21 protein-coding genes and 1 pseudogene are annotated in these 21,534 nt (G+C 74.1%); 8 read left to right on the forward strand and 14 right to left on the reverse strand.

The window, feature by feature from the left end:
- Positions 1-63: 63 nt before the first annotated feature.
- The 3 genes from Ani05nite_RS37615 to Ani05nite_RS37625 are packed head-to-tail and all read left to right on the forward strand — an operon-like array spanning position 64 to position 2,815.
- Complete coding sequence (locus tag Ani05nite_RS37615; RefSeq protein WP_203776501.1) at positions 64-1,320, forward strand: sugar ABC transporter permease; 1,257 nt, start codon at positions 64-66, stop codon at positions 1,318-1,320.
- Positions 1,321-1,351: 31 nt separating this feature from the next.
- Positions 1,352-2,527 (forward strand): ROK family transcriptional regulator, encoded by a 1,176-nt coding sequence (locus tag Ani05nite_RS37620; RefSeq protein ID WP_203776503.1) that lies wholly within the window; start codon positions 1,352-1,354, stop codon positions 2,525-2,527.
- Between the two features lie 27 nt (positions 2,528-2,554).
- On the forward strand, positions 2,555-2,815 hold the full coding sequence (locus tag Ani05nite_RS37625) for a DUF1707 SHOCT-like domain-containing protein (RefSeq protein WP_203776530.1): 261 nt from the start codon (positions 2,555-2,557) through the stop codon (positions 2,813-2,815).
- A gap of 7 nt (positions 2,816-2,822) precedes the next feature.
- On the opposite strand, the gene Ani05nite_RS37630 is transcribed toward Ani05nite_RS37625, so the two are convergent.
- The 10 genes and pseudogenes from Ani05nite_RS37630 to Ani05nite_RS37675 form a co-directional block, all read right to left on the reverse strand.
- Positions 2,823-3,077: a hypothetical protein gene (locus Ani05nite_RS37630; RefSeq protein ID WP_203776505.1), complete on the reverse strand. Its 255-nt coding sequence runs from the start codon at positions 3,075-3,077 to the stop codon at positions 2,823-2,825.
- An 8-nt stretch (positions 3,078-3,085) separates the two neighbouring features.
- Positions 3,086-4,138: a tRNA (adenosine(37)-N6)-threonylcarbamoyltransferase complex transferase subunit TsaD gene (gene tsaD / locus Ani05nite_RS37635; RefSeq protein ID WP_203776507.1), complete on the reverse strand. Its 1,053-nt coding sequence runs from the start codon at positions 4,136-4,138 to the stop codon at positions 3,086-3,088.
- Positions 4,131-4,559, reverse strand: a complete 429-nt coding sequence (gene rimI, locus Ani05nite_RS37640; RefSeq protein ID WP_203776509.1) for a ribosomal protein S18-alanine N-acetyltransferase — start codon at positions 4,557-4,559, stop codon at positions 4,131-4,133. Before rimI ends, tsaD begins: the two co-directional genes overlap by 8 nt.
- On the reverse strand, positions 4,559-5,215 hold the full coding sequence (gene tsaB, locus Ani05nite_RS37645; RefSeq protein ID WP_203776511.1) for a tRNA (adenosine(37)-N6)-threonylcarbamoyltransferase complex dimerization subunit type 1 TsaB: 657 nt from the start codon (positions 5,213-5,215) through the stop codon (positions 4,559-4,561). Before tsaB ends, rimI begins: the two co-directional genes overlap by 1 nt.
- A 9-nt stretch (positions 5,216-5,224) precedes the next feature.
- Complete coding sequence (gene ung / locus Ani05nite_RS37650; RefSeq protein WP_203776513.1) at positions 5,225-5,908, reverse strand: uracil-DNA glycosylase; 684 nt, start codon at positions 5,906-5,908, stop codon at positions 5,225-5,227.
- Entirely contained in the window at positions 5,905-6,381 is a 477-nt protein-coding gene (gene tsaE, locus Ani05nite_RS37655; protein ID WP_203776515.1) for a tRNA (adenosine(37)-N6)-threonylcarbamoyltransferase complex ATPase subunit type 1 TsaE, read from the reverse strand. The genes ung and tsaE overlap by 4 nt, the downstream gene beginning before the upstream one ends.
- A complete protein-coding gene (locus Ani05nite_RS37660; protein WP_239131043.1) occupies positions 6,378-7,418 on the reverse strand; it encodes an alpha/beta fold hydrolase in 1,041 nt (346 codons plus the stop codon). The genes tsaE and Ani05nite_RS37660 overlap by 4 nt, the downstream gene beginning before the upstream one ends.
- A 161-nt stretch (positions 7,419-7,579) precedes the next feature.
- Positions 7,580-8,689, reverse strand: a pseudogene (alr, locus tag Ani05nite_RS37665) (alanine racemase); the annotation flags it as partial.
- A gap of 36 nt (positions 8,690-8,725) precedes the next feature.
- Complete coding sequence (locus Ani05nite_RS37670; RefSeq protein WP_203776520.1) at positions 8,726-10,174, reverse strand: NAD(P)H-hydrate dehydratase; 1,449 nt, start codon at positions 10,172-10,174, stop codon at positions 8,726-8,728.
- A gap of 20 nt (positions 10,175-10,194) precedes the next feature.
- Positions 10,195-10,563 (reverse strand): holo-ACP synthase, encoded by a 369-nt coding sequence (locus Ani05nite_RS37675; RefSeq protein WP_203776521.1) that lies wholly within the window; start codon positions 10,561-10,563, stop codon positions 10,195-10,197.
- 159 nt (positions 10,564-10,722) lie between these two features.
- On the opposite strand from Ani05nite_RS37675, the gene Ani05nite_RS37680 reads away from it, so the two are divergent.
- On the forward strand, positions 10,723-11,001 hold the full coding sequence (locus Ani05nite_RS37680) for a hypothetical protein (protein ID WP_203776522.1): 279 nt from the start codon (positions 10,723-10,725) through the stop codon (positions 10,999-11,001).
- An 11-nt stretch (positions 11,002-11,012) separates the two neighbouring features.
- On the forward strand, positions 11,013-12,485 hold the full coding sequence (locus tag Ani05nite_RS37685; RefSeq protein WP_239131042.1) for an alpha/beta hydrolase: 1,473 nt from the start codon (positions 11,013-11,015) through the stop codon (positions 12,483-12,485).
- On the opposite strand, the gene glmS is transcribed toward Ani05nite_RS37685, so the two are convergent.
- On the reverse strand, positions 12,472-14,367 hold the full coding sequence (glmS, locus tag Ani05nite_RS37690) for a glutamine--fructose-6-phosphate transaminase (isomerizing) (RefSeq protein WP_203776524.1): 1,896 nt from the start codon (positions 14,365-14,367) through the stop codon (positions 12,472-12,474). The two genes, Ani05nite_RS37685 and glmS, sit on opposite strands and share 14 nt — an antisense overlap.
- Before the next feature lie 199 nt (positions 14,368-14,566).
- Here glmS and Ani05nite_RS37695 point away from each other — a divergent pair, with 199 nt between their 5' ends.
- Complete coding sequence (locus tag Ani05nite_RS37695) at positions 14,567-15,532, forward strand: MmpS family transport accessory protein (protein ID WP_203776525.1); 966 nt, start codon at positions 14,567-14,569, stop codon at positions 15,530-15,532.
- Positions 15,533-15,587: 55 nt separating this feature from the next.
- Positions 15,588-16,775 carry a pyridoxal phosphate-dependent aminotransferase gene (locus tag Ani05nite_RS37700; protein WP_203776526.1) on the forward strand — a complete coding sequence of 396 codons (1,188 nt, stop codon included), beginning with the start codon at positions 15,588-15,590 and terminating at the stop codon, positions 16,773-16,775.
- Between the two features lie 175 nt (positions 16,776-16,950).
- Here Ani05nite_RS37700 and glmM read toward each other — a convergent pair whose 3' ends face one another.
- From glmM to rplM, 3 genes are all read right to left on the reverse strand, one after another.
- Entirely contained in the window at positions 16,951-18,303 is a 1,353-nt protein-coding gene (gene glmM / locus Ani05nite_RS37705; RefSeq protein ID WP_203776527.1) for a phosphoglucosamine mutase, read from the reverse strand.
- Between the two features lie 147 nt (positions 18,304-18,450).
- The gene (gene rpsI, locus Ani05nite_RS37710) at positions 18,451-19,035 is read right to left on the reverse strand and encodes a 30S ribosomal protein S9 (protein WP_275410713.1); all 585 of its coding nucleotides are present in this window, start codon (positions 19,033-19,035) and stop codon (positions 18,451-18,453) included.
- 20 nt (positions 19,036-19,055) lie between these two features.
- Positions 19,056-19,499 carry a 50S ribosomal protein L13 gene (rplM, locus tag Ani05nite_RS37715; RefSeq protein ID WP_203776528.1) on the reverse strand — a complete coding sequence of 148 codons (444 nt, stop codon included), beginning with the start codon at positions 19,497-19,499 and terminating at the stop codon, positions 19,056-19,058.
- Between the two features lie 618 nt (positions 19,500-20,117).
- On the opposite strand from rplM, the gene Ani05nite_RS37720 reads away from it, so the two are divergent.
- Positions 20,118-21,263 carry a uroporphyrinogen-III synthase gene (locus Ani05nite_RS37720; protein WP_203776529.1) on the forward strand — a complete coding sequence of 382 codons (1,146 nt, stop codon included), beginning with the start codon at positions 20,118-20,120 and terminating at the stop codon, positions 21,261-21,263.
- The last annotated feature ends 271 nt before the right edge of the window (positions 21,264-21,534 follow it).

The raw sequence follows: 21,534 nt of genomic DNA on the forward strand, positions 1-21,534 counted from the left end.
GCCGCCCGAGAAGCCGGCCGCCTCCGGCTTCGCCGACATCACGCCTGCGGAGGAAGCGGACCGATGACAACCACAACGACCACGAGCGCCGGCGTCCGGGTGGTCAAGCCCACGGTCGCCAGCCACCTGCACGACTACTGGGGCCGGGTCCGCGGCGGCGACATCGGCAGCCTGCCGGCCATCCTGGGCCTGATCGTGCTCTGCCTGATCTTCGGCATCGCCCGGCCCACGTTCTTCAGCGCGGTGAACTTCGCCAACCTGTTCTCCCAGGGCGCGGCGGTCATCTTCATCGCCATGGGCCTGGTCTTCGTGCTGCTGCTGGGCGAGATCGACCTGTCCGCCGGCTTCGCCAGCGGCGTGTGCGGCGCGGTGATGGCCATCCTGCTGACCACCCACGGCTGGCACTGGAGCTCGGCGATCCCGGTCGCCGTGGTGACCGGCCTGATCATCGGCTTCGTGCTGGGCTTCCTGGTGGCCAAGGTCGGCATCCCGTCGTTCGTGGTGACGCTGGCCGCCTTCCTGGCCTTCCAGGGCATCCTGCTGGTGCTGCTCAGCGGCGGCAAGAACATCTCCATCCGGGACACCTTCGTGCTCTCGCTGGCCAACAAGAACATGTCGGTCGTGGTGAGCTGGGCGCTCGCGATCGCGGCCGTGGCCGGGTACGCCGCGGTGCAGTTCGCGCGGATCCGCGGCCGCGCGGTCCGCGGCCTGGTCACCGACCCGCTCGGCATCGTGCTCAGCCGGATCGCGGCGCTCGCGGTGATCCTGTTCGCCGCCGTCGCCGTGCTGACCGCCGAGCGCAGCATCAACCCGCTGATCAGCGGGTCGGTCAAGGGCGTGCCGATCGTGGCGCCGATCATCGCGGTCTTCCTGGTCATCTGGACCTTCGTGCTCGGGCGCACGGCCTACGGCCGGCACGTCTACGCGGTCGGCGGCAACACCGAGGCCGCCCGCCGGGCCGGCATCCCGGTCGACCGGATCCGCATCTCGGTCTTCGTGATCGGCTCGTTCATGGCCTCGATCGGCGGCATCATCGCCGCCAGCCGGGCCAACTCGGTCGACCCGAACTCCGGCGGCAGCAACGTGCTGCTGTACGCGGTCGGCGCGGCCGTGATCGGCGGCACCAGCCTCTTCGGCGGCAAGGGCCGGGTGCTGGACGCGGTCATCGGCGGGGCGGTCATCGCGGTGATCGACAACGGCATGGGACTGATGGGGTACAGCGCCGGTACCAAATTCGTGGTGACAGGTCTTATCCTGCTTCTGGCCGCCAGCGTGGACGCGTTGTCGCGGCGTAGAGCGGCAGCCACCGGTAACCGATGAGCGAGCCTCACGGTAAGGGGGCAGCCAGCTGATGCGAGCCGGCCCCAGCCAGGAGGAGGTACGCCGGCACAACCTGGGGACGTTGCTGCGGTACGTCCACATCCATGGCGATACGTCCCGGGCGGAGCTGACCACCAAGCTGGGCCTGAACCGCAGCACCATCGGCGCGCTGACCGCCGACCTGGCCGCCGCCGGGCTCGTCACCGAACGCCCGCCCCAGCAGACCCGCCGGGCCGGACGACCGTCCCTGGTCGTCCGGCCCGAGTCGTCCCAGGTGTACGCGTACGCGCTGGCCATCGAGGTGGACCGGCTGCGCGCGGCCCGGGTCGGGCTGGGCGGCCGGATCCTGGACCGGCGCGAGACCGACCGCCCGCGCGGCATGCAGGTTATCGACGCGGTCCAGCCGCTGGCCGGCTTCATCCACGAGATGCGCCTGGACGTGCCCGAGGGCGCCCGCTACGTCGGCGGCGGCCTGGCCGTGGCCGGCATGGTGCGCCGCGACGACGGCATGGTCCGCCTGGCCCCCACCATCGGCTGGGTCGAGGAGCCGGTCGGCGAGGCCCTCAGCGAGGAGATCGGGGACGTGGGCCCGCTCATCGTCGGCAACATCGCCGACGTCTCGGCCCTGGTCGAGCACAGCCGCGGCGCGGCGGCGGGCCGCGACAACGTCATCTACCTGTACGGCGACGTGGGCGTCGGCGGCGGCATCATCGCAGGCGGCCGCCGGGTCACCGGCCACGGCGGGTACGGCGGCGAGGTCGGCCACATGGTCGTCAACCCCAAGGGCCGCCCGTGCAGTTGCGGCTCCCGCGGCTGCTGGGAGACGGAGATCGGTGAGTACGCGCTGCTCGAGCTGGCCGGCCGGGGTCACCTGAGCGGCCGCGAGGCGGTGCTGGACGTGGTGGACGCGGCGATGCGCGGCGACTGGGCGGCCCAGCAGGCGGTGCGGCAGGTCGGCGACTGGATCGGCCTCGGCGTCGGCAACCTGATCAACATCTTCAACCCGGAGGCGGTGATCTTCGGTGGCACGCTGCGCGACGTGTACCTGGTCGCCGCGGCCCAGATCCGCAGCCGGCTGAACGAGGTGGCGCTGCCGGCCTGCCGCGAGCACGTCCGGCTGCGTACGCCCGAGCTCGGCAACGACGCCGCCCTGATCGGCGCGGCCGAGCTGGCCTTCGAACGACTGCTGGCCGATCCCCTGTTGTGAGCCGGGTACTAGAGTGCCCGCGTGAGCATGCGCGCTTCCGACGAGGATCGGCAGCGGATCGTGGCCGCGCTCGAGCGGCACACCGGCGCCGGACGGCTGACCCTGGACGAGTTCGCCCAGCGGGTCGGGCTGGCCAGCGCCGCCCGCACCCTGGAGGAGCTGGCGGCGGTGGTGAGCGACCTGCCCGCCGAGACCCCGGAGGAGAAGCAGCGCCGCGAGCTGCTCCTCGTCTTCGCGGTCGCGCTGATCACGCTGGTGCTGCTCGGGGTGGCCCTGGCCCTGCGCTGACCCGCCGTCACCGGTCGACGGGGGTGAAGTCCCAGGCGTGCGGGGCGCGGGCGGTCAGGTGGGCCGGCGGCGCAGGCAGGTCCGCCGGGGTGTGCCGCCAGCGGGAGATGACCACGATGCGGTGGTCGGTCGACGAGTAGACCTCGCTCGACACGTGCGACGGCAGCACCTCCACCTGCGGCAGCGCCACGTCGCAGACCCAGGCGAGCAGCTCGTCGAAGCCGCTGCCGAGGGCCCGTACCTCCCACATGCGTGCGATCATGCTGCTTCCTACCCCGCCACAGTGACCGAGGTCAATGGCATCGCGGAATCCGCCGGCAGGTCCAGCCGGCTGGGCGCGACCCCGGCCGCCACCAGGTGCGAGCCGAGCGCGGCCACCATGGCGCCGTTGTCGGTGCACAGCCCGGGGCGGGGCACCCGCACCCGGATGCCCAGCTTGGCCGCGCGTTCCTCGGCGAGCACCCGCAACCGCGAGTTGGCGGCGACGCCGCCACCGATGATCAGCGTCTCGACGCCGTGCTGCCGGCACGCGTCCAGGGCCTTGCTGGTCAACACGTCGCACACGGCGTCCTGGAAGCTGGCCGCCACGTCGGCCACCGGCACCGGCTCGCCGCTGCGCTCGCGCGCCTCGACCCACCGCGCCACGGCCGTCTTCAGCCCGGAGAAGGAGAAGTCGTAGCGGTGCTTGAGCTGATCCTTCGGCGCGGTGAGCCCGCGCGGGAAGGCGATCGCGGCGGGGTTGCCCGCCCGGGCCGTCCGGTCGATCACCGGCCCGCCCGGGAAACCCATGCCGAGCAGCCGGGCGACCTTGTCGAAGGCCTCCCCGGCAGCGTCGTCGATGGTCGCGCCGAGCGGCGTGACGCCGGCGGTGAGGTCGTCCACCAGCAGCAGCGACGAGTGGCCGCCGGAGACCAGCATGGCGATGGCCGGCTCGGGCAGCGGGCCGTGCTCAAGGGTGTCGACGGCAACGTGGGCGGCGAGGTGGTTGACGCCGTAGATGGGCTTGTCGGCCGCGAGCGCGTACCCCTTGGCGGCGGCCACCCCGACCAGCAGCGCCCCGGCCAGGCCGGGCCCCGCAGTCACCGCGATCGCGTCGATGTCGGCCAGCGTGACCCCGGCGTCGTCGAGCGCCCGCTGCATGGTCGGCACCATCGCCTCGAGGTGGGCCCGGCTGGCCACCTCGGGCACCACCCCACCGAAGCGCGCGTGCTGCTCGACGCTGGAGGCCAGGGCGTCGGCCAGCAGGGTGTGGCCGCGGACGATGCCGACGCCGGTCTCGTCGCAGGAGGTCTCGATCCCGAGGACCAGAGGCTCGTCAGGCACTTCGCATCATCACCACGGCGTCGGTGTTGCTGGGCTGGTAGTAGCCGCGCCGCAGGCCGACGGGCTCGAAGTCGTACGCGGCGTAGAGCCGCTGGGCGGGCGCGTTGTCGACGGCGACCTCGAGCAGCACCTTGCGCCGGCCCGCCTCGGCCAGCAGCGCCTCCAGCAGCCGGCGCCCGATGCCGCCGCGCTGGGCCCGCCGGTCGACGGCGATGTTCTGCACCCAGGACTCCTCCCGGTCGACGATCGCCAGGCCCGCGTAGCCGGCGACCTTCTCGTCCTCCTCCGCGACCAGGTAGAAGTGCCGCTGGGCCAGCTCGTTCCAGAACATGGCGGCCGACCACTTCTCCGCGCCGAACAGGTCCTCCTCGATCGGCAGCACCTCGGCGATGTGCCACCAGCGGAACCGGCTGATGCGCATCAGGGCAGCACAGCCTTGCGCGCGCCCGGCTCGACGGCGTCCGGCCGGCGCAGGTAGAGCGGGGTGAGCGGATCCCCCGGGGCCCGCCCGCGCACCGACTCCGCGGCCAGCGCGATCAGCGCCTCGCCCGGGGGGTACTGCAGCCGGTCGTCGACCGGGATGCCGAAGATCTCGCTGTACCGGACCGCGCCCTCGCCGACGGCCCGGTCGGCGTCGACCGCGACGTCGGCCGGCTTGGCGACCTCCGGCCCGGCGACCCGCACCCCGTCGGCATAGGTGGCGACGTAGACCTCGCGGCGGCGCGCGTCGGTGGCGACCAGGACCCGGCCGGGACCGGCGGCCCGGCCCAGGGCATCGAGCGAGCAGATCCCGTACGTCGGGATGCCGAGCGCCTGCCCCATGGCGGCGGCGGTGGCCAGGCCGACCCGCAGCCCCGTGAAGGGGCCCGGGCCGACGCCGGCGACGATCGCGGCCAGCTCCCCCACGCGCACCCCGGCGTCGTCCAGCACCAGCCGGACCTGCGGCGCGAGCCGCTCACCGTGCGCGCGGGGATCGACCGTACGGCGCTCCGCGATGCCCTTCATGCCGCTGTCGGTGACCTCGCCGACGGCGGCGGTCACCGCGGGGGTGGAGGTGTCCAGCGCGAGAACGAGCACGTGAGAACCCTAACCGCCGGCCCGCGGGTCCCAGTCGACGAGGGGGCGGCCGGCGTCGGCCAGCGCCTTGTTGGCCGCGCTGAACGGGCGCGAGCCGCGGAAGCCCTTCGGGTTCAACGGGCTCGGGTGGCCCGCCTCCAGCACCACGTGCGCGGGATTGGAGATCAGCGCCGCCTTCTTGCGGGCGTAGCTGCCCCAGAGCAGGAACACCACGCGCTCGTCCCGGGCGTCCAGCGCCCGGATCGTCGCGTCGGTGAACGCCTCCCAGCCCTTGTTGGCGTGCGAGGCCGCGGCGCCGGCCCGCACGGTCAGGACCGCGTTGAGCAGCAGCACCCCCTGCCGCGCCCAGCCGGTCAGGTCGCCGCTGGTCGCCGGGGGCACCGCGACGTCCTCCGCCAGCTCCTTGAAGACGCTGCGCAGCGACGGCGGGATCCGCACCCCGGCCCGGACGCTGAAGCTCAGCCCGTGCGCCTGACCCGGCCCGTGATACGGGTCCTGGCCCAGGATCAGCACCCGGGCCCGGTCCGGCGGGCACAGCCGGTACGCCGCGAACAGGTCCTCGACGGGCGGGTACACCGTGTTCGTCTCGTACTGCGCGCCGACGAAGGCGCCGAGGGCAGCCGTGGCGGCCTCGTCGAGGAACGGCGTGAGCTCCGTGCGCCACTCGGGCGGGAGCAGGTCGAGCAGGTTCACATCTTCTCCAGTCGGGCAGCCCAGTCGCCGCCGTGGGGGACGAGGTCGATCACCCGGGTGTCGTCGTCGAGCCGGTCGATCCGGACGGCCAGGTACGCGTCGTTGAGCTGCTCCACCAGGCCGGCGCCCCACTCCACCACGGTGACGGCGTCGTCGGCCGACGCGTCCAGGTCGAGGTCGTCGATCTCGGCCCGCGGGTCGGCGGCGTCGCCCAGCCTGTACGCGTCCGCGTGCACCAGCGGCACCCCGCCGCCCAGCGCGGGATCGGGCCGGTGCACCCGGGCGATGACGAACGTCGGCGAGGTGACCGCGCCCAGCACGCCCAGCCCCGCGCCGATGCCCTGCACCAGCGCGGTCTTGCCGGCGCCGAGCGGGCCGGTGAGCAACACCAGGTCCCCGGGCCGCAACACACCCGCGAGCCGCCGGCCGAAGGTCTGCGTGTCGTCCACCGTGGCCAGCCGGACCGGCGTCAAGAGACCTTCTCCAGGAACGGGATGAGCGCGGCGTTGACCTCGTCGGCCTTCTCGAGCATGACCACGTGCCCGCTGTTGTCGATCTTGACCAGCGTCGCCTCGGGCAGGTGCCGCAGGATCTCCTCGGAATGGGTCACCGGGGTCAGGTAGTCCTTGGTGCCGACCAGCACGAGCACCGGCACGCCGCGCAGCGCGGACAGCGCCGGGAACCGGTTGTGCGAGTACAGGGTGTGCAGGTACTTGGTGAGGGTCTCGACGGAGGTCTTCGAGTTCATCTGCTCCACGAAGGTGACCAACGAGGCGCTGGGCCGGGCGTCGCCGAAGCCGTACCGGCGGGTCAGCAACCAGGCCAGATCGCCGGTCGCGACCCGCGCCCGGTCGATGACGCCGCCGCCCAGGCGCGCCGCGCCGCCCCAGATCGGGAAGAACGGCGCGCTGGCCCGCGCGACCAGCGTGGGCACGCCGATCTTGCTCTTGTCGATCAGACCGGCCGAGGTGGACATCAGCACCACGCCGACGACCCGCTCGCCGAACCACTCCGGATACTGCTCGGCGAACGCCATGATGGTCATGCCGCCCATCGAATGCCCGACCAGGACGATGCGCCCCTCCGGCACGACCTCGTCGAGCACCGCGGCGAGCGACTTGCCGAGCGCGGCGATGTCGTAGTTGCCGGAGTGCAGCCGGCTGGACCGGCCGTGGCCGGGCTGGTCGTAGAAGACGAGCCGGTGCTCGCCCAGCTCGGTCAGCGCCCGGCGCTGGAAGTAGAAGGTGCCCATGTCGAGGGCGAAGCCGTGCACGAAGACGACGGTGGGCCGGTCGCCGTCGCCGGTCACCCGCGGTTCCACGATCTCGACGTGCAGGTCGGTGCCGTCGGCGGCGGTGACGGTCAGCTCGCGGTCGAAGGGCTGGTCGCCGAACTCCTCGCCGGCGTGGGGGTCGCCGGGCGCGTTCAGCGACTTGCGCACCAGCGCCCGCTCGACGGCGAAGGCGGTGGCGAGGCCGGCCGCGGCCAGACCGATGGCGGCGCCGACTATCCCGACCTGCTTGGCCCGGCGCCGGGCGACGGGCCGCCGCCCGGACGACTTCGCGTGGCTCACAGACTCTCCCCTTCCCGGGTTCCCGACGCTTCGCGGCTCCCCGACGCCTCCCGGCTGTGGTGATCGCCCGCCGCCGCCTCGGCCGGGACGCCCGCCGTGCCGTCGTAGACCCGGGGCACGCGCGGGCCCCCGAAGCGGGTCACGATCTCGTAGTTGATCGTGCCGATCGCCTCGGCCCAGTCGGTGGCGGTGGGCGTGCCGTCGTCACCCGGCCCGAACAGGATCGCCACGTCCCCGGGGGCCACCGGATCGTCGCCGCAGTCCAGGACGATCTGGTCCATGCAGACCCGGCCCGCGATGGTGCGAGTGCGCCCGCCGAGAGCCACCGGCCCCACATTGGACGCGTGCCGGGGAACCCCGTCGCCGTAGCCGAGCGGCACCAGCGCCAGCGTCGTCTCCCGCGCCGTGTGGTAGGCGTGACCGTAGGAGACGCCCTGGCCCGCCGGGACCCGTTTGGTCAGCGTGACCCGGGCGCGGGCCGTCATCGCCGGCCGGAGCCCGGTCGGGTGCTCGGACGGCAGCGGGGACAGGCCATAGATGGCCACCCCGGGGCGGACCAGGTCGTAGTGGGCGTCGGGGCGGGTCAGCGTAGCGGCCGAGTTGGCGATGTGGCGGTAGCGGGGCTCGATGCCGTACTGCTCCGCGGTGGCCAGACCCTCGGCGAACACGGCGAGCTGGTGGTCGACCGTCTCGTGGCCCGGGGCGTCCGCGTACACGAAGTGGCTCCAGATGCCGACGACCTCCGCCTCGCCGTCGGCCTGAGCCTTCGCCGCCGCCTCCAGCAGGGCCGGCCAGTCGGCCGGGGTGGCGCCGCCGCGGGCCAGGCCGGTGTCGAGCTTGAGGTGCACGCGCACCGGCCGCTGGGCCCGGCGGGCCGCGGTGACCAGCTCGTCGAGCTGGGCCAGGCTGCCCGCGTTGAGGTCGACATCGGCGGCGACACCCTCGTGCAGCGCCAGCCCGGGGGCCAGCAGCCAGGCGAGCACCGGCTCGGTGAGCCCGGCCCGGCGCAGGGTCAGCGCCTCCTCCAGGGTGGCGACGCCCAGCCAGGTCGCACCGCCGGCCAGCGCCGCCCGGGCCGCCGGCACCATGCCGTGCCCGTAGCCGTCGGCCTTGACCACCGCCATGATCTCCGCGGTGGTGCCGGCGCGCAGCGTCGCGACGTTGTCCCGGATGGCGTCCAGATCTACCCGGACCTCGGCCTGCCACATGTTCATCAGCCTACTGACCGGTACGACGGAGCCGCGTCACAGCAGGCCAGCCAGGACCGGGCGCAGCGCCGCGGCCACGTCCTGCGAGGTCACCGGGCCGTCGCGCTCGGCCCGCCGCCCGGCCAGCCCGTGCACGTAGGCCGCCATGACGGCCGCTCGCTCCGCGGGCAGACCGGCGGCGAGCAGCGAGCCGAGCAGGCCCGCGAGCACGTCGCCGCTGCCCGCCGTGGCCAGCGCGGCCGTGCCGGTCGGGTTGACCCAGGCCCCGCCCGCCGGGGTGGCCACGATCGTCCGGTCGCCCTTGAGCAGCACCACCGCGTTGATCCAGGCGGCCAGCCGGCAGGCCGCGCCGACCCGGTCCGCGCCCGGTCGCTCCCCGGCCAGCCGGGCGAACTCACCGTCGTGCGGGGTGATCACCAGCGGGGCGTCGCGGCGCAGGTCGGCGGCGTGCTGGCCGTCCACCAGCAGGGTGAGCGCGTCGGCGTCGAGCAGCACGGGCAGAGACGTGGCGAGCACACTGCGCAGCTCCGTGCGGGCCGCCTCGTCGGTGCCCAGCCCCGAGCCGCAGACCCAGGCCTGGACCCGGCCGGCCTCGGCCACCCGCTTGGCGGCGACCACGGACGGGTGCCGGTGCAGCACCTCCGGGGCGGCGCTGCCGGCGTATCGCACCATGCCGGTCGGGCCGGCGAGCGCGCCCGTGACGGACAGCACAGCGGCGCCGGGGTAGGTCGCGGATCCCGTGGCGACGCCCACCACGCCCCGGCTGTACTTGTCGGAGGCCGGGTTCGGGCGCGGCCACCAGGCGGCGATGTCGGCGGCGTCGGGCACCCGGACCGCGGGGTCGGGGTGCAGCGTCGCGGCCAGGCCGATGTCGACCAGCTCGACGTGACCGGCCAGGGTCGCGGCCGGGCCGACGACATGGGCCGGCTTCAGGCAGCCGAAGGTCACGGTGACGTCGGCGTGCACGGCCTCGCCGGGCACGTCGCCGGTATCGACCGCGACCCCGCTGGGCACGTCGACCGCGACCACCGGCGGCCGCCCGCCGTCCCGGGCCCGCAGCTCCGGCAGGCGTCGGACCAGCGCCGTCGCGTCCGGTCGCAGGCCGCCGCTGGCGCCGATCCCGACGATGCCGTCGACCACCAGGTCGACCCGGCCGGGCAGCTCGGTGACGGTGACGCCGCCGGCTCGGCGCAGCGCGGCGAGGCCGGCCAGGTGCACCCGGTCGGGCCGCAGCAGGACGGCCCGGACGCCGGCGCCCCGGGCCGCGAGCGTCGCGCCCGCATAGAGCGTGTCGCCGCCGTTGTCACCGCTGCCCACCAGCAGCAGCACGGTGGCGCCGTAGACGCCGCCGGACTCCCGCAGCAGCAGGGCACACCGGCGGGCCAGCCCGGCCGCCGCGCGCTGCATGAGCGTCCCCGGCGGCAGGGTCGCCATCAGGGCCTTCTCCGCCGCACGCACATCCGCCACGCGCCACGCCTGCCGCATTCCGCAACCCCCTGAGGAACTCAGGCCTCCGCGACGACCATCGCGGAGGCGATGCCACCGTCGTGCGACAGCGACAGATGCCAGCGGCTGACGCCCCGCGCGGTCGCCACCGCCGCGACCGTACCGGAGACGGTCAGCCAGGGCCGTCCGTCCGGATCGGTGACCACCTCGCAGTCGTGCCAGCGCAGGCCCGCGGGCGCGCCGAGCGCCTTGGCGACCGCCTCCTTGGCCGCGAACCGGGCGGCCAGCGACTCGGGCGAGCGCGGATTGCCGGCCGAGGTCATGCGCTCCGAGTCGGTGAAGAGCCGGTCGGCGAGCAGCGGCGTGCGCTCCAGCGCCTTGCCGAACCGCTCGACCAGCACGACGTCGATCCCCACAGCCACGATCACAGCAGCAACCCTATCGGCCCGCGGTCCGCCGCGGCCGGTCGTGCGCCGAGCCTGTGGACAACCGGGGTACGCCCGCGACGGCTTGTCCACAGGGGCGGATCCGCGGCCCCGCGCTGCCCTAGCGTCGTCGGCCTCATCCGACGAATCTGGAGGTTGCCGATGACGTCCGAGCTCGAGGTCGACGCCGCAGCGGTCCGCGCCTGGGCCACCGCGCTGTCCACGACGGCCGCGCGGATCAGCACCGATCCGCCGCCCCCGCCGAGCGGGCCGCCCTGGTCGGCGACGGCCGCCGCCGCGGCTGCCGCGGCCGCCGCCCGGATGCGGTTGCGGGCGCTCGCCGACGACATCACGGCGGCGGCCCGGCAGGCAGCGGCGGCAGCGGACGACTACGACGACGCGGACGACCGCGCCGCGGCCCGGCTGCGGAACGTGCGATGAGCCGGCCCGTCGTGAGTTTTCCGCACCTGCGGGCCACCGACCCCGGGTGCTGGCGCGAACCGGCGACCGCGTGGCGGGTCTGGGCCGCGACCGCCGGCCGGTGGGCGGCCGAGCTGCGCGCCCACGCGGCACGGCTGCGCACCATCTGGCGCGGATCGGCCGCCGACGCCGCGGCGGCCCTCCTGGCCACCCTGATCCGGCGGCTGACCCTCTTCCGGCTCGGTTGCTGGGCGGCCGACCAGGCGCTCAGCGAGTTCGCGGCCGCGCTGGCCCGCGGCCGGTCGATGCCGGCGAACATCCCCGCCGGCGTCGCCGTCACCGCCGACGGCACGGTCAGCGGCCGGCCCGCGGAGGCCGTCCGCGCGACCGCGGCGACCATCACGGCGGCGCTCACCATCGCCGCGGAGGCCGACAGCGCCGCCGCGAGCCGGCTGAGCGAGGTGGATTTCGGCGGGCCCGTCCGGCCGCCGACCGTCGATCCACCCGCCTGCACGGCCACGCCCGCCCAGGTACGACGGTGGTGGGAGGCGCTGGATCCGGCCCAGCGGCGGTGGCTGCTGGCCACCCGGCCGGAGGGGCTCGGTCCGCTGGACGGCGTGCCGGCCGCAGTCCGCGACCTGGCGAACCGGCTGGCCCTCGACGACCTGCCGGCCCGGCTGCCCGGTCTCGCCGCGCTGCGGGACAGGCTCGCCGACGGGGCCGGCCCGCGGGCGTACCTGCTGCGGATCGATCCGGCCGGGGAGGGCCGGGCCGTGGTCGCGGTGGGTGACCCCGACCGGGCGGCGAACGTCCTGACCCAGGTGCCGGGCATGACCGCCGACCTCGCCTCGTACGGCGGTGAGCTGGCCCGCGCCGAGCGGATCGCCACCCGGGCCCACCAGCTCGCCCCCGAGGCGGCCACCAGCACGATCATGTGGCTCGGTTACGACGCACCCGACTTCGTGCCCGAGGCCGCGAGCCGCGCCCAGGCCACCGCCGGGGCCATCGGGCTCCGCGGCTTCCAGGACGGGCTGCGCGCCACCCACCTCGGTCCGCCGGCGCATCAGACCGTGCTCGGGCACAGCTACGGGTCGCTGGTCGTGGGCGCCGCGGCGGCCCGGGCCGGGCTGGCCACCGACGAGGTGGTCTTCGTCGGGTCGCCCGGGGTGGGCGTCGACTCGGCGGCCGAATTGCACGCGCCGCCGGGGCACGTGTGGTCCTCGACGTCACGGTCCGACGTCATCCAGTGGGCGGCGGTGTCGCCGCGCAGCCTGGCCGGGGATCTGCTCCTCAGCCAGGCCGTGCCGGGCGGCGCCCTGCTGGCCTTCACCCGGCCGGAGAACGACCTGTTCTTCGGCGCCAACCCGAGCGACCCGGCGTTCGGCGCCCGCGTGTTCGCGAGCGAGCCGGACGCCGGGCACCTCGGCTACTGGGAGCCCGGCAGCGCGGCGCTGGACGCGCTCGCAGCCATCGCGGTGGGGCGGGGCGATGTCATTCCACGGTGACGGACTTGGCCAGGTTGCGCGGCTGGTCGACGTCGTGACCCCGGGCCGCGGCGATCTCGCAGGCGAGGATCTGCAACGGGACGGTGGTCATCAGCGGGGCGAGCAGCGTCGGCGTGCGGGGCACCACGATCAGGTGGTCGGCGTACGCGCGGACCGCGTCGTCACCCTCCTCGGCGATCACGATGGTACGGGCGCCCCGGGCGCGTACCTCCTGGATGTTGGAGACGACCTTGTCCCGCAGGACGCCACGCCCGGCCGGGGACGGCACTACGCAGACGACCGGGGTGCCCTCGTCGATCAGGGCGATCGGGCCGTGCTTCAGCTCGCCGGCCGCGAAGCCCTCGGCGTGCATGTACGCGAGTTCCTTGAGCTTGAGCGCGCCCTCCAGCGCCACCGGGAAGCCGACGTGCCGGCCGATGAACAGGATGGTCGAGGCGGTCCGCAGGTCGCGGGCCAGGGCCCGGACGTCCTCCATGCCGCCCAGCAGCTCGCGCAGGGCGTCCGGGGTGGCCTGCAGCTTGGAGACCACGGCGGCGACCTCGTCGGCGTACATGACGCCGCGGATCTGGGCCAGGTGCAGGCCGATCAGGTAGCAGGCGACCAGCTGGGTCACGAACGCCTTGGTGGAGGCCACCGCGATCTCGGGACCGCCGTGCGTGTAGAGCACCGCGTCGGACTCGCGCGGGATGGTCGAGCCGTTGGTGTTGCAGATGGCCAGCACCCGGGCCTTCTGCTCCTTGGCGTGGCGCAGCGCCATGAGCGTGTCCATGGTCTCGCCGGACTGGCTGATCACGATCATCAGGGTCGAGCGGTCCAGGATCGGGTCGCGGTAGCGGAACTCGCTGGCCAGCTCGACCTCGCACGGGATGCGCACCCAGTGCTCGATCGCGTACTTGGCCACCATGCCGGCGTGGTACGACGTGCCGCAGGCCACGATGAAGACCTTGTCGACGTCGCGCAGGTCCTGGTCGGTGAGGCGGACCTCGTCGAGGACGATCTCGCCGCGCTCGGAGAGGCGGCCGAGCAGGGTGTCCGCGATCGCCTGGGGCTGCTCGGCGATCTCCTTGAGCATGAAGTAGTCGTAGCCGCCCTTCTCCGCGGCGGAGGCGTCCCAGTCGATGTGGAACTCCTTGCCGGTCGCGGGGGCGCCGGTGAAGTCGGTGATCTCGATGCCGGCGGGCGTGATCAGCACGACCTGGTCCTGGCCCAGCTCCACCGCCTCGCGGGTGTGCTCGATGAACGCGGAGACGTCGCTGGCCAGGAAGTTCTCCCCGTCGCCGCGGCCGACGACCAGCGGCGAGTTGCGCCGGGCGGCCACGACCGCGTCCGGCACCTCGACGTCGACCGCGAGCAGGGTGAAGGCGCCCTCGAGCCGGCGGACGACGCGGCGCATGCCCTCGGCCAGCAGCTGCGGGCCGTCCTCGGCCCCGGCGCCCGCTCCGGCTTCGCGCAGCGCCCGCATCTCGGCGGCGAGCAGGTGGGCGGCGCACTCGGTGTCGGTGTCGCTCACGAACTCGACGCTGGTCGCCTCGAGCTCGGCGCGCAGCCGGGCGAAGTTCTCGATGATGCCGTTGTGGATCACCGCGACCCGGCCGTCGGCCGACAGGTGCGGGTGCGCGTTGCGGTCGGTGGGACCGCCGTGGGTGGCCCACCGGGTGTGCCCGATAGCGGTGGAGCCCACCGAGATGCCGTCACCCGCGCGCTCCACCAGCGCCTTTTCGAGATTCGCCAGCTTGCCGGCCTTCTTCTCGGTCAGGATGACGGAGTTGTCGATGACGGCGATACCGGCGGAGTCATAGCCGCGGTACTCCAGCCGGCGAAGCCCGTCGAGGACGATTTGCAGAGCCGGCCGACCGCCGACGTAACCCACGATCCCACACATGTGGGGCAGCGTAGCGGACTTCCGCTCACCACCATTGCGCGAGAGGCATACTTTCGCGCATCGTACGTGATCGAAAGGTCCGTTCGGGCGGTCATGTCCCCCTTCCCGGCCAGCTCAGCGCCGTCGACGACACGACCGGGTGATCCGCATCTGGCGCCGGGGGCGTACCGTCGGGCGGACGCCTGCTCTGGAGAGACGATTGAGCTACCCACCGCCTTCCGACCCGACACGTCCGTACCCCGCGGAGGAACCCGTATCCGGTCAGCCGTGGTCGTCACCGTCGGGCGATTCCCTGTCGGCCCAGCCGCAGCAGCCGCCGCGACCGCCGGCCCCGTCGTTCCAGCCGGGCTACGCCTCGCTGCCCACCCCGAACGCGCAGACCAGCGGGCCGCCGGAGGGCTACCCGCCGACCTCGCAGTTCCCCGCGCAGCCGGCCCCGCACTACGACGCCCAGGCCGGCTACCCGCCGCCGGAGCAGCCGGGCCAGTACCCGCCGCCGGGATACCAGCCGCCCGGCAACCAGCCGCCCGGCAACCAGCCGCCGGGCTACGGCCCGCCCGGCTACGGCCCTCCCCCCGGCTACGGCCAGCAACCCGGCTACGGCGCCCCGCCGCCGGCGCCGAAGCGCAGCAACCTGCCGCTGGTGGCCGTGCTGGTGGCCGTGGTCCTGCTGCTCTGCGCGGGCGGCGTGACCTCGGCCGTGCTGCTGGTCAACAACGCCGCCGACAAGGCCCAGGAGAAGATCGACTCCCTGCCGGACATCCCGACCGAGGTGCCCGGCCTGCCCACCGACCTGCCCACGGATCTGCCCACCGACCTGCCCACCGGGCTCCCGACCGACCTGCCCACCGGCCTGCCGAACCTGCCCGACCTGGACCCCGACAAGGAGATCAAGGTCGAGTACGAGGTCACCGGCGACGGCCCGGTCGAGATCGTCTACGTGGAGAAGCTCGGCGGCGACCCGAAGCGGGTCCGCAACGCCTCGCTGCCCTGGCGCAAGTCGGTGACGATGAAGGGCTCGGCGCTCGTCTCGGTCATCGCTGTCCGCGGCGCCACCTCGCAGGGCACGCTCAGCTGCAGCGCCAAGGTCGACGGCCAGGAAGTGGCGCAGAAGACGAGCGAGGGCAACTTCATCACCGCCGCCTGCACCAAGCTGGTCTACTGACCGCGGGCGCCGGGAGGGCAGCGCCGGCCGCGCGGACGCCCTTAGGCTGGCAGACGTGACGACGTCGACCCCGGCCGATCCGCTCGTCGGGCGCATGCGCCCGTTCGGCACCACCATCTTCACCGAGATGTCCGCGCTGGCGGCGCGCACCGGCGCCGTCAACCTCGGGCAGGGTTTCCCCGACACGGACGGGCCGCCGGAGATGCTGGCGGCGGCCGCCGAGGCGCTGCGATCGGGCGCCAACCAGTATCCGCCGCTCGCGGGCATCCCGGCGCTGCGAGCGGCGATCGTCGCGCACGAGCGGCGGTTCTGGGGGCTCGAGCGCGATCCGGACACCGAGGTGGCGGTCACCGCCGGGGCCACCGAGGCGATCGCCGCGAGCATCCTCGGCCTGTGCGAGCCCGGGGACGAGGTGGTGTGCTTCGAGCCGTACTACGACTCGTACGCGGCCTCGATCGCCCTGGCCGGCGCGGTCCGGCGGCCGGTCACGCTGCGGCCCGGCCCCGACGGGCGGTACGCCTTCGACGAGGACGAGCTGCGCGCCGCGTTCGGCCCGCACACCCGGATGATCCTGCTGAACACGCCGCACAACCCCACCGGCAAGGTCTTCACCCGGGCGGAGCTCGCGCTGATCGCCCGGCTCTGCCAGGAGCACGACGTGTACGCCGTGACCGACGAGGTCTACGAGCACCTGGTCTTCACCGACGCCGCCACGCCGCACGTCCCGCTGGCCACGCTGCCGGGCATGCGGGAGCGCACGCTGCGGATCTCCTCGGCCGGCAAGACCTTCTCGTGCACCGGCTGGAAGGTGGGGTGGGCGACCGGCCCGGCCACGCTGGTGTCCACGACGCTGCGGGTGAAGCAGTTCCTGACGTTCGTCAACGCGGGACCGTTGCAGCCGGCGGTCGCGGTGGCGCTGGGCCTGCCGGATGCGTACTTCACCGGTTTCCGGGAGGCGTTGCAGTCCCGGCGCGACCGGCTCGTCGCGGGCCTGACGGACGCGGGCTTCGGGGTGCTCCCGTCCGAGGGCACCTACTTCGTCACCGCCGACATCACGCCGCTGGGCGGCACCGACGGCGTCGACTTCTGCCGGGCGTTGCCCGAGCGCTGCGGGGTGGTCGCGGTGCCGACCCAGGTGTTCTACGACCACCAGGAGCAGGGGCGGCGGCTGATCCGCTTCGCCTTCTGCAAGCGCGAGGACGTCATCGACGAGGCCGCCCGGCGCCTGCGCACCCTGGCCTGACCCGCGGCCCACGGCGACCGAAACAACTGGACCCGCCGCCGGGCCGCCCACGGAAACGCCGGGCGCCGGAACGCCGCCCGGCGAGGCCGAGCCGCCGCCGGGCCGGCGCCGGACCGGCGGGGAGACGCCGACGGCGCGCCCGGCAAATCCCGGACCCGCCGTCGCCTCACCAACCTCAGGCCGGGCTGGCCGTCCGCACCTCGTCAGCCACCCGCTCGGCGATGGCCCGCGCCTGCTCCTCGGTGGCCGCCTCGACCATCACCCGGACCAGGTGCTCGGTGCCCGACGGCCGCAGCAGCACCCGGCCGGACTCGCCCAGCTCGTTCTCGGCCAGCGCCACCGCCGCCTGCACGGTCGGCGCGTCCGCGCCCGCCTGACGGTCCTTGACCGGCACGTTGATCAGCACCTGGGGCAGGGTGTGCAGCACCGCCGCCAGCTCGGCCAGCGACTTGCCGGTCTTCGCGATCGTCGCCATCAGGTGCAGACCGGTCAGCACGCCGTCGCCCGTGGTCGCGTATTCGGGCATCACGATGTGGCCGCTCTGCTCGCCGCCCAGGGCGTAGCCGCCCGCGGCCAGCTCCTCCAGCACGTACCGGTCGCCGACCTTGGTCTCCAGCAGGCGGATGCCGGCATCCTTCATCGCCAGCCGCAGGCCCAGGTTGCTCATCACCGTGGCGACCAGCGTGTCCTCGGTCAGCGTGCCGGCCTCCCGCATGGCCAGCGCCAGGATCGCCATGATCTGGTCGCCGTCGACCACGTCGCCCGCCGCGGTCACCGCGAGGCAGCGGTCGGCGTCGCCGTCGTGGGCCAGGCCCAGGTCGGCGCCGTGCTCCAGGACGGCCGCCCGGACCGCCTCGAGGTGGGTGGAGCCGCAGTTGTCGTTGATGTTCAGGCCGTCCGGGTCGGCGTGGATCGCGATGACCTCCGCGCCCGCCTCCTCGTACGCGGTCGGGCCGACCTCGCTGGCCGCGCCGTTCGCGCAGTCGACCACGACCTTGACGCCGGCCAGGGCGTGCGGGGTCGACTCGACCAGGTGCTTGACGTAGTGCTCGGCGCCGTCCAGCAGGTCGTGCACCCGGCCCACGCCGGCCCCGGTCGGGCGGCCGACCAGGCCGTGCCCGTCCGCGATGGCCGCCTCGATCTTCTGCTCCAGCTCGTCCGGGAGCTTCTGACCGCCCGGGGCGAAGAGCTTGATGCCGTTGTCCGGCATCGGGTTGTGCGACGCCGACAGCATGATGCCGAGGTCCGCGCCGGCCTGGCCGACCAGGAACGCGACCGCCGGGGTGGGCAGCACGCCGACCCGGACGACGTTGGCGCCGGCGCTGGTGAGCCCGGCCACGACCGCCGCCTCGAGCATCTCGCCGCTGGCCCGCGGGTCGCGCCCGACGATCGCCAGGGGCTGGTGGCTGGCGTCGCTCTCGATGAGCACCCGAGCAGCCGCGACCGCGACCGACAGGGCCAGTTCCGGGGTGAGCAGGTCACCGTTCGCCAGCCCGCGTACGCCGTCAGTGCCGAAGAGTCGCCCCATGGCGGTCGTTCCTTTCGCCGGCGCCGCGCCTGCTCGGCGCGGCCGCCCGGTGCTGTTGGTGGGGAGGGAAACGCGAACGGCCGGGCACGCCCCTGCGGGGGCGCACCCGGCCGTCCGGTCAGACGTGGTGCAAGGCGAGCGCTGCGATCAGCGCTTCGAGTACTGCGGGGCCTTGCGGGCCTTCTTGAGGCCGTACTTCTTGCTCTCCTTGACCCGCGAGTCGCGGGTGAGGAAGCCGGCCTTCTTCAGGGCCGGGCGGTCGTCCGGGTCGTTGGTGATGAGCGCCCGGGCGATGCCGAGGCGCAGCGCGCCGGCCTGGCCGGTGATGCCGCCGCCACGCAGGTTGGCGATCACGTCGAACTGCTCGGGCTTCTCGGCGGTGCTCAGCGGCTCGCGGATGAGCTGCTGGTGCACCTTGCTCGGGAAGTACGCCTCGAGGTCGCGGCCGTTGCAGGTGATCTTGCCGGTGCCGGGGATGAGACGCACCCGGACGATGGCCTCCTTGCGGCGGCCGACGGTCTGGATCGGGCGGTCGCCCGGGCGCGGGGCACGCACCACGGCCGGGGCGGCCTCGACGACCACGACGGTCTCGGCGGGGACCTCAGCGGCGGGGACCTCGGCGGTGGGCTCCTCGGCGGTGGGCTCCTCGGCGGGAACCTCCGCGGTGGGCTCCTCGGCGGCCGGCGCGGCCTCGACGGTCTCGGCGACCTCGGGCTCGACGATGTCGGTCATGCTGTTTCCTTCGCCCGCGCTCACTGCGCGATCTGCTTGATTTCGAACGGCACCGGCTGCTGCGCGGCGTGCGGGTGCTCGGCGCCCGGGTAGACCTTCAGCTTCTTGATGATCTGCCGGGCCAGCTTGTTGTGCGGGAGCATGCCCTTGACGGCCAGCTCGACCGCGTGCTCGGGGCGCTTGCTCAGCAGCTCCTCGTAGCCGACCTGCTTGAGGCCGCCCGGGTAGCCGGAGTGCCGGTAGGCGACCTTGGTCTGCCGCTTGTTGCCGGTCAGCGCGACCTTGCCCGCGTTGATGATCACCACGAAGTCGCCGGTGTCGACGTGCGGGGCGAACGTGGGCTTGTGCTTCCCGCGCAGGAGGGTAGCGGTGTGGGTGGCGAGCCGGCCCAGAACGACGTCGGAAGCGTCGATGATGTGCCACTGACGCTCGATCTCACCCGGCTTCGGGCTGTACGTACGCACAGAATTACCTTGTCTCGTCGTCGGTCTGGGGGCGCGCGCTGGTCGCAACAACGCAGCTGTCGCACAACAGCAGGCAACAATACCCGCCTGCGCGGCGCGCGGTCAAAACGGGCGGTGGGCCCGTCACGCAGACGGGACCGGATAACGTAGCGCCCCCAGTTTAGGTGGTGCCCCGCGGCACGCCGACATCGGGCTGGGGTGATTCCACCCACCGTGGTCCCGCGCGGACGTGAATGCCTCTTAGCAGGTTCGAAACATACGGGACGCGCAGCCGAAATTCCGCCCCGGCACGCTTCCGGACATGGCGAGTGGTGCGGTCTTCCCGACGGCGCGGCCCGGGCCCCGGCCCGGCGGCGCGCTCGGGCGCACCACCGCAGCACCACCGCCAGGGTTGAGGACGGACCTGGCGGTACCCGCCGAGCCGGTTGACCGGCTCGGCGCCGGGGAGCCGCGGCGTGTGCCGGTCGGAGGTACGGCGGAGAACGCAGGCGTGACGTGGGAGCGGGTCGACGCCGAGGACGGCGGTCTCCGAGCGTGCCCTTCGGTGGACCGGCCGGCCACGCCGCGGCTTTCTGGAATCCCTCCCCGCACGAAGGTGTGGGGAGGGCGGGCCGCCGGATGACGGAGCGGGCCGGCGGCACGAGGAAGACCGTGATCACCGCGGCGGCGCTCGCGGAGCCCGCGGCGTCGCTGTCCGGCTACACCGTCGGCGTGACCTCCGACCACCGCCGCGACGAGCTGGCCGGACTGCTGGAGAACCGGGGCGCCCGGGTGGTGCTCGCGCCGGCCCTGCGCATCGTGCCGATCGCCGACGACGCCGAACTGCGCGCGGCGACCCGCGCCTGCCTCGCGACGCCACCGGACATCGTGCTGGTCAACACGGGGATCGGGATGCGGGGCTGGCTGGAGGCGGCGGAGGGCTGGGGGCTGGCCGAGCCGCTGCGGTCGGTGCTCTCCCGCGCGTACCTGGTCGCCCGCGGCCCCAAGGCCCGCGCCGCCGTCCGTTCCGCCGGCCTGCACGACCAGTGGTCGCCGGAGGGCGAGGGCTACGAGGAGGTCGTCGAGCACCTGACCGGGCGCGGCCTCACCGGCCTGACGGTGGCGATGCAGCTGCACGGCGAGAGCCAGCCGGAGTACACCGAGGCGCTGCTGGCGGCCGGCGCCCGGGTGATCGAGGTGCCGGTGTACCGCTGGGCGCCGCCGGTCGATCCGGCGCCGCTGCACCGCCTGGTCGACCTCGTCACCGGCCGCCTGGTGGACGCGGTGACGTTCACCTCGGCGCCGGCGGTGGCCGCGCTGCTGCGCGCGGCCGGGACGGGCGCGGAGCCGCTGCTCGAGGCGCTACGCGCCGATGTCCTCCCGGCCTGCGTGGGGCCGGTGACGGCGGCGCCGCTACGCCGGCACGGCATCGCGGTGGTGACCCCGGCCCGGGCCCGGCTCAGCGCCCTGGTCCGCATGATCGTGGACGAGCTCCCCCGCCGGGCCCTGTCGCTGGAGGTGTCGGGCCACCAACTGACCCTGCGCGGCCACGCGGCGATCGTCGACGGTGACCTGAAGCCGCTGGCCCCGGCCCCGATGGCGGTCCTGCGCGCGCTGGCCGCGGCCCCGGGCCGGGTGCTGTCCCGCGCGGCCCTGCTGCGCGCCCTGCCCCGGGGCGCGGACGAGCACGCGGTGGAGATGGCGGTGGCCCGGCTGCGCGCCGGCCTGGGCACGCCCGGCGTGATCCAGACCGTGGTCAAGCGGGGCTACCGGCTCCCCGCCTGACTCCCCGAAGATCAAGAGCCGGGTTCCTGAAGTGAAGATCAAGAGCAGATTCTTGATGTCGTGCCTGGTTGCATGGTGCTGACCGTCGCTCCCGCCGATTGCGAGGTCCGTGCTTTGTCCTAGCCGGTTCCGCTGGGTGCATGGTGGGGCCTGGGACGGGATTCCGCCGAGCGGGCTTCCCGGCCGTGACGTTGCCCCCGGCCGTGACGTTGCCCCCGGCCGTGACGTTGCCCCCGGCCGTGACGTTGCCCCCGGCCGTGACGTTGCCCCC

This window comes from Actinoplanes nipponensis, assembly GCF_016862275.1.
GTDB lineage: Bacteria > Actinomycetota > Actinomycetes > Mycobacteriales > Micromonosporaceae > Actinoplanes > Actinoplanes nipponensis.

Coding starts and splice junctions, on each gene's coding strand:
- Ani05nite_RS37615 (WP_203776501.1), top strand. CDS start 64: ATGACAACCACAACGACCACGAGCGCCGGCGTCCGGGTGGTCAAGCCC.
- Ani05nite_RS37620 (WP_203776503.1), top strand. CDS start 1,352: ATGCGAGCCGGCCCCAGCCAGGAGGAGGTACGCCGGCACAACCTGGGG.
- Ani05nite_RS37625 (WP_203776530.1), top strand. CDS start 2,555: ATGCGCGCTTCCGACGAGGATCGGCAGCGGATCGTGGCCGCGCTCGAG.
- Ani05nite_RS37630 (WP_203776505.1), bottom strand. CDS start 3,077: ATGATCGCACGCATGTGGGAGGTACGGGCCCTCGGCAGCGGCTTCGAC.
- rimI (WP_203776509.1), bottom strand. CDS start 4,559: ATGCGCATCAGCCGGTTCCGCTGGTGGCACATCGCCGAGGTGCTGCCG.
- Ani05nite_RS37670 (WP_203776520.1), bottom strand. CDS start 10,174: ATGCGGCAGGCGTGGCGCGTGGCGGATGTGCGTGCGGCGGAGAAGGCC.
- Ani05nite_RS37680 (WP_203776522.1), top strand. CDS start 10,723: ATGACGTCCGAGCTCGAGGTCGACGCCGCAGCGGTCCGCGCCTGGGCC.
- glmS (WP_203776524.1), bottom strand. CDS start 14,367: ATGTGTGGGATCGTGGGTTACGTCGGCGGTCGGCCGGCTCTGCAAATC.
- glmM (WP_203776527.1), bottom strand. CDS start 18,303: ATGGGGCGACTCTTCGGCACTGACGGCGTACGCGGGCTGGCGAACGGT.
- rpsI (WP_275410713.1), bottom strand. CDS start 19,035: ATGACCGACATCGTCGAGCCCGAGGTCGCCGAGACCGTCGAGGCCGCG.
- Ani05nite_RS37720 (WP_203776529.1), top strand. CDS start 20,118: ATGACGGAGCGGGCCGGCGGCACGAGGAAGACCGTGATCACCGCGGCG.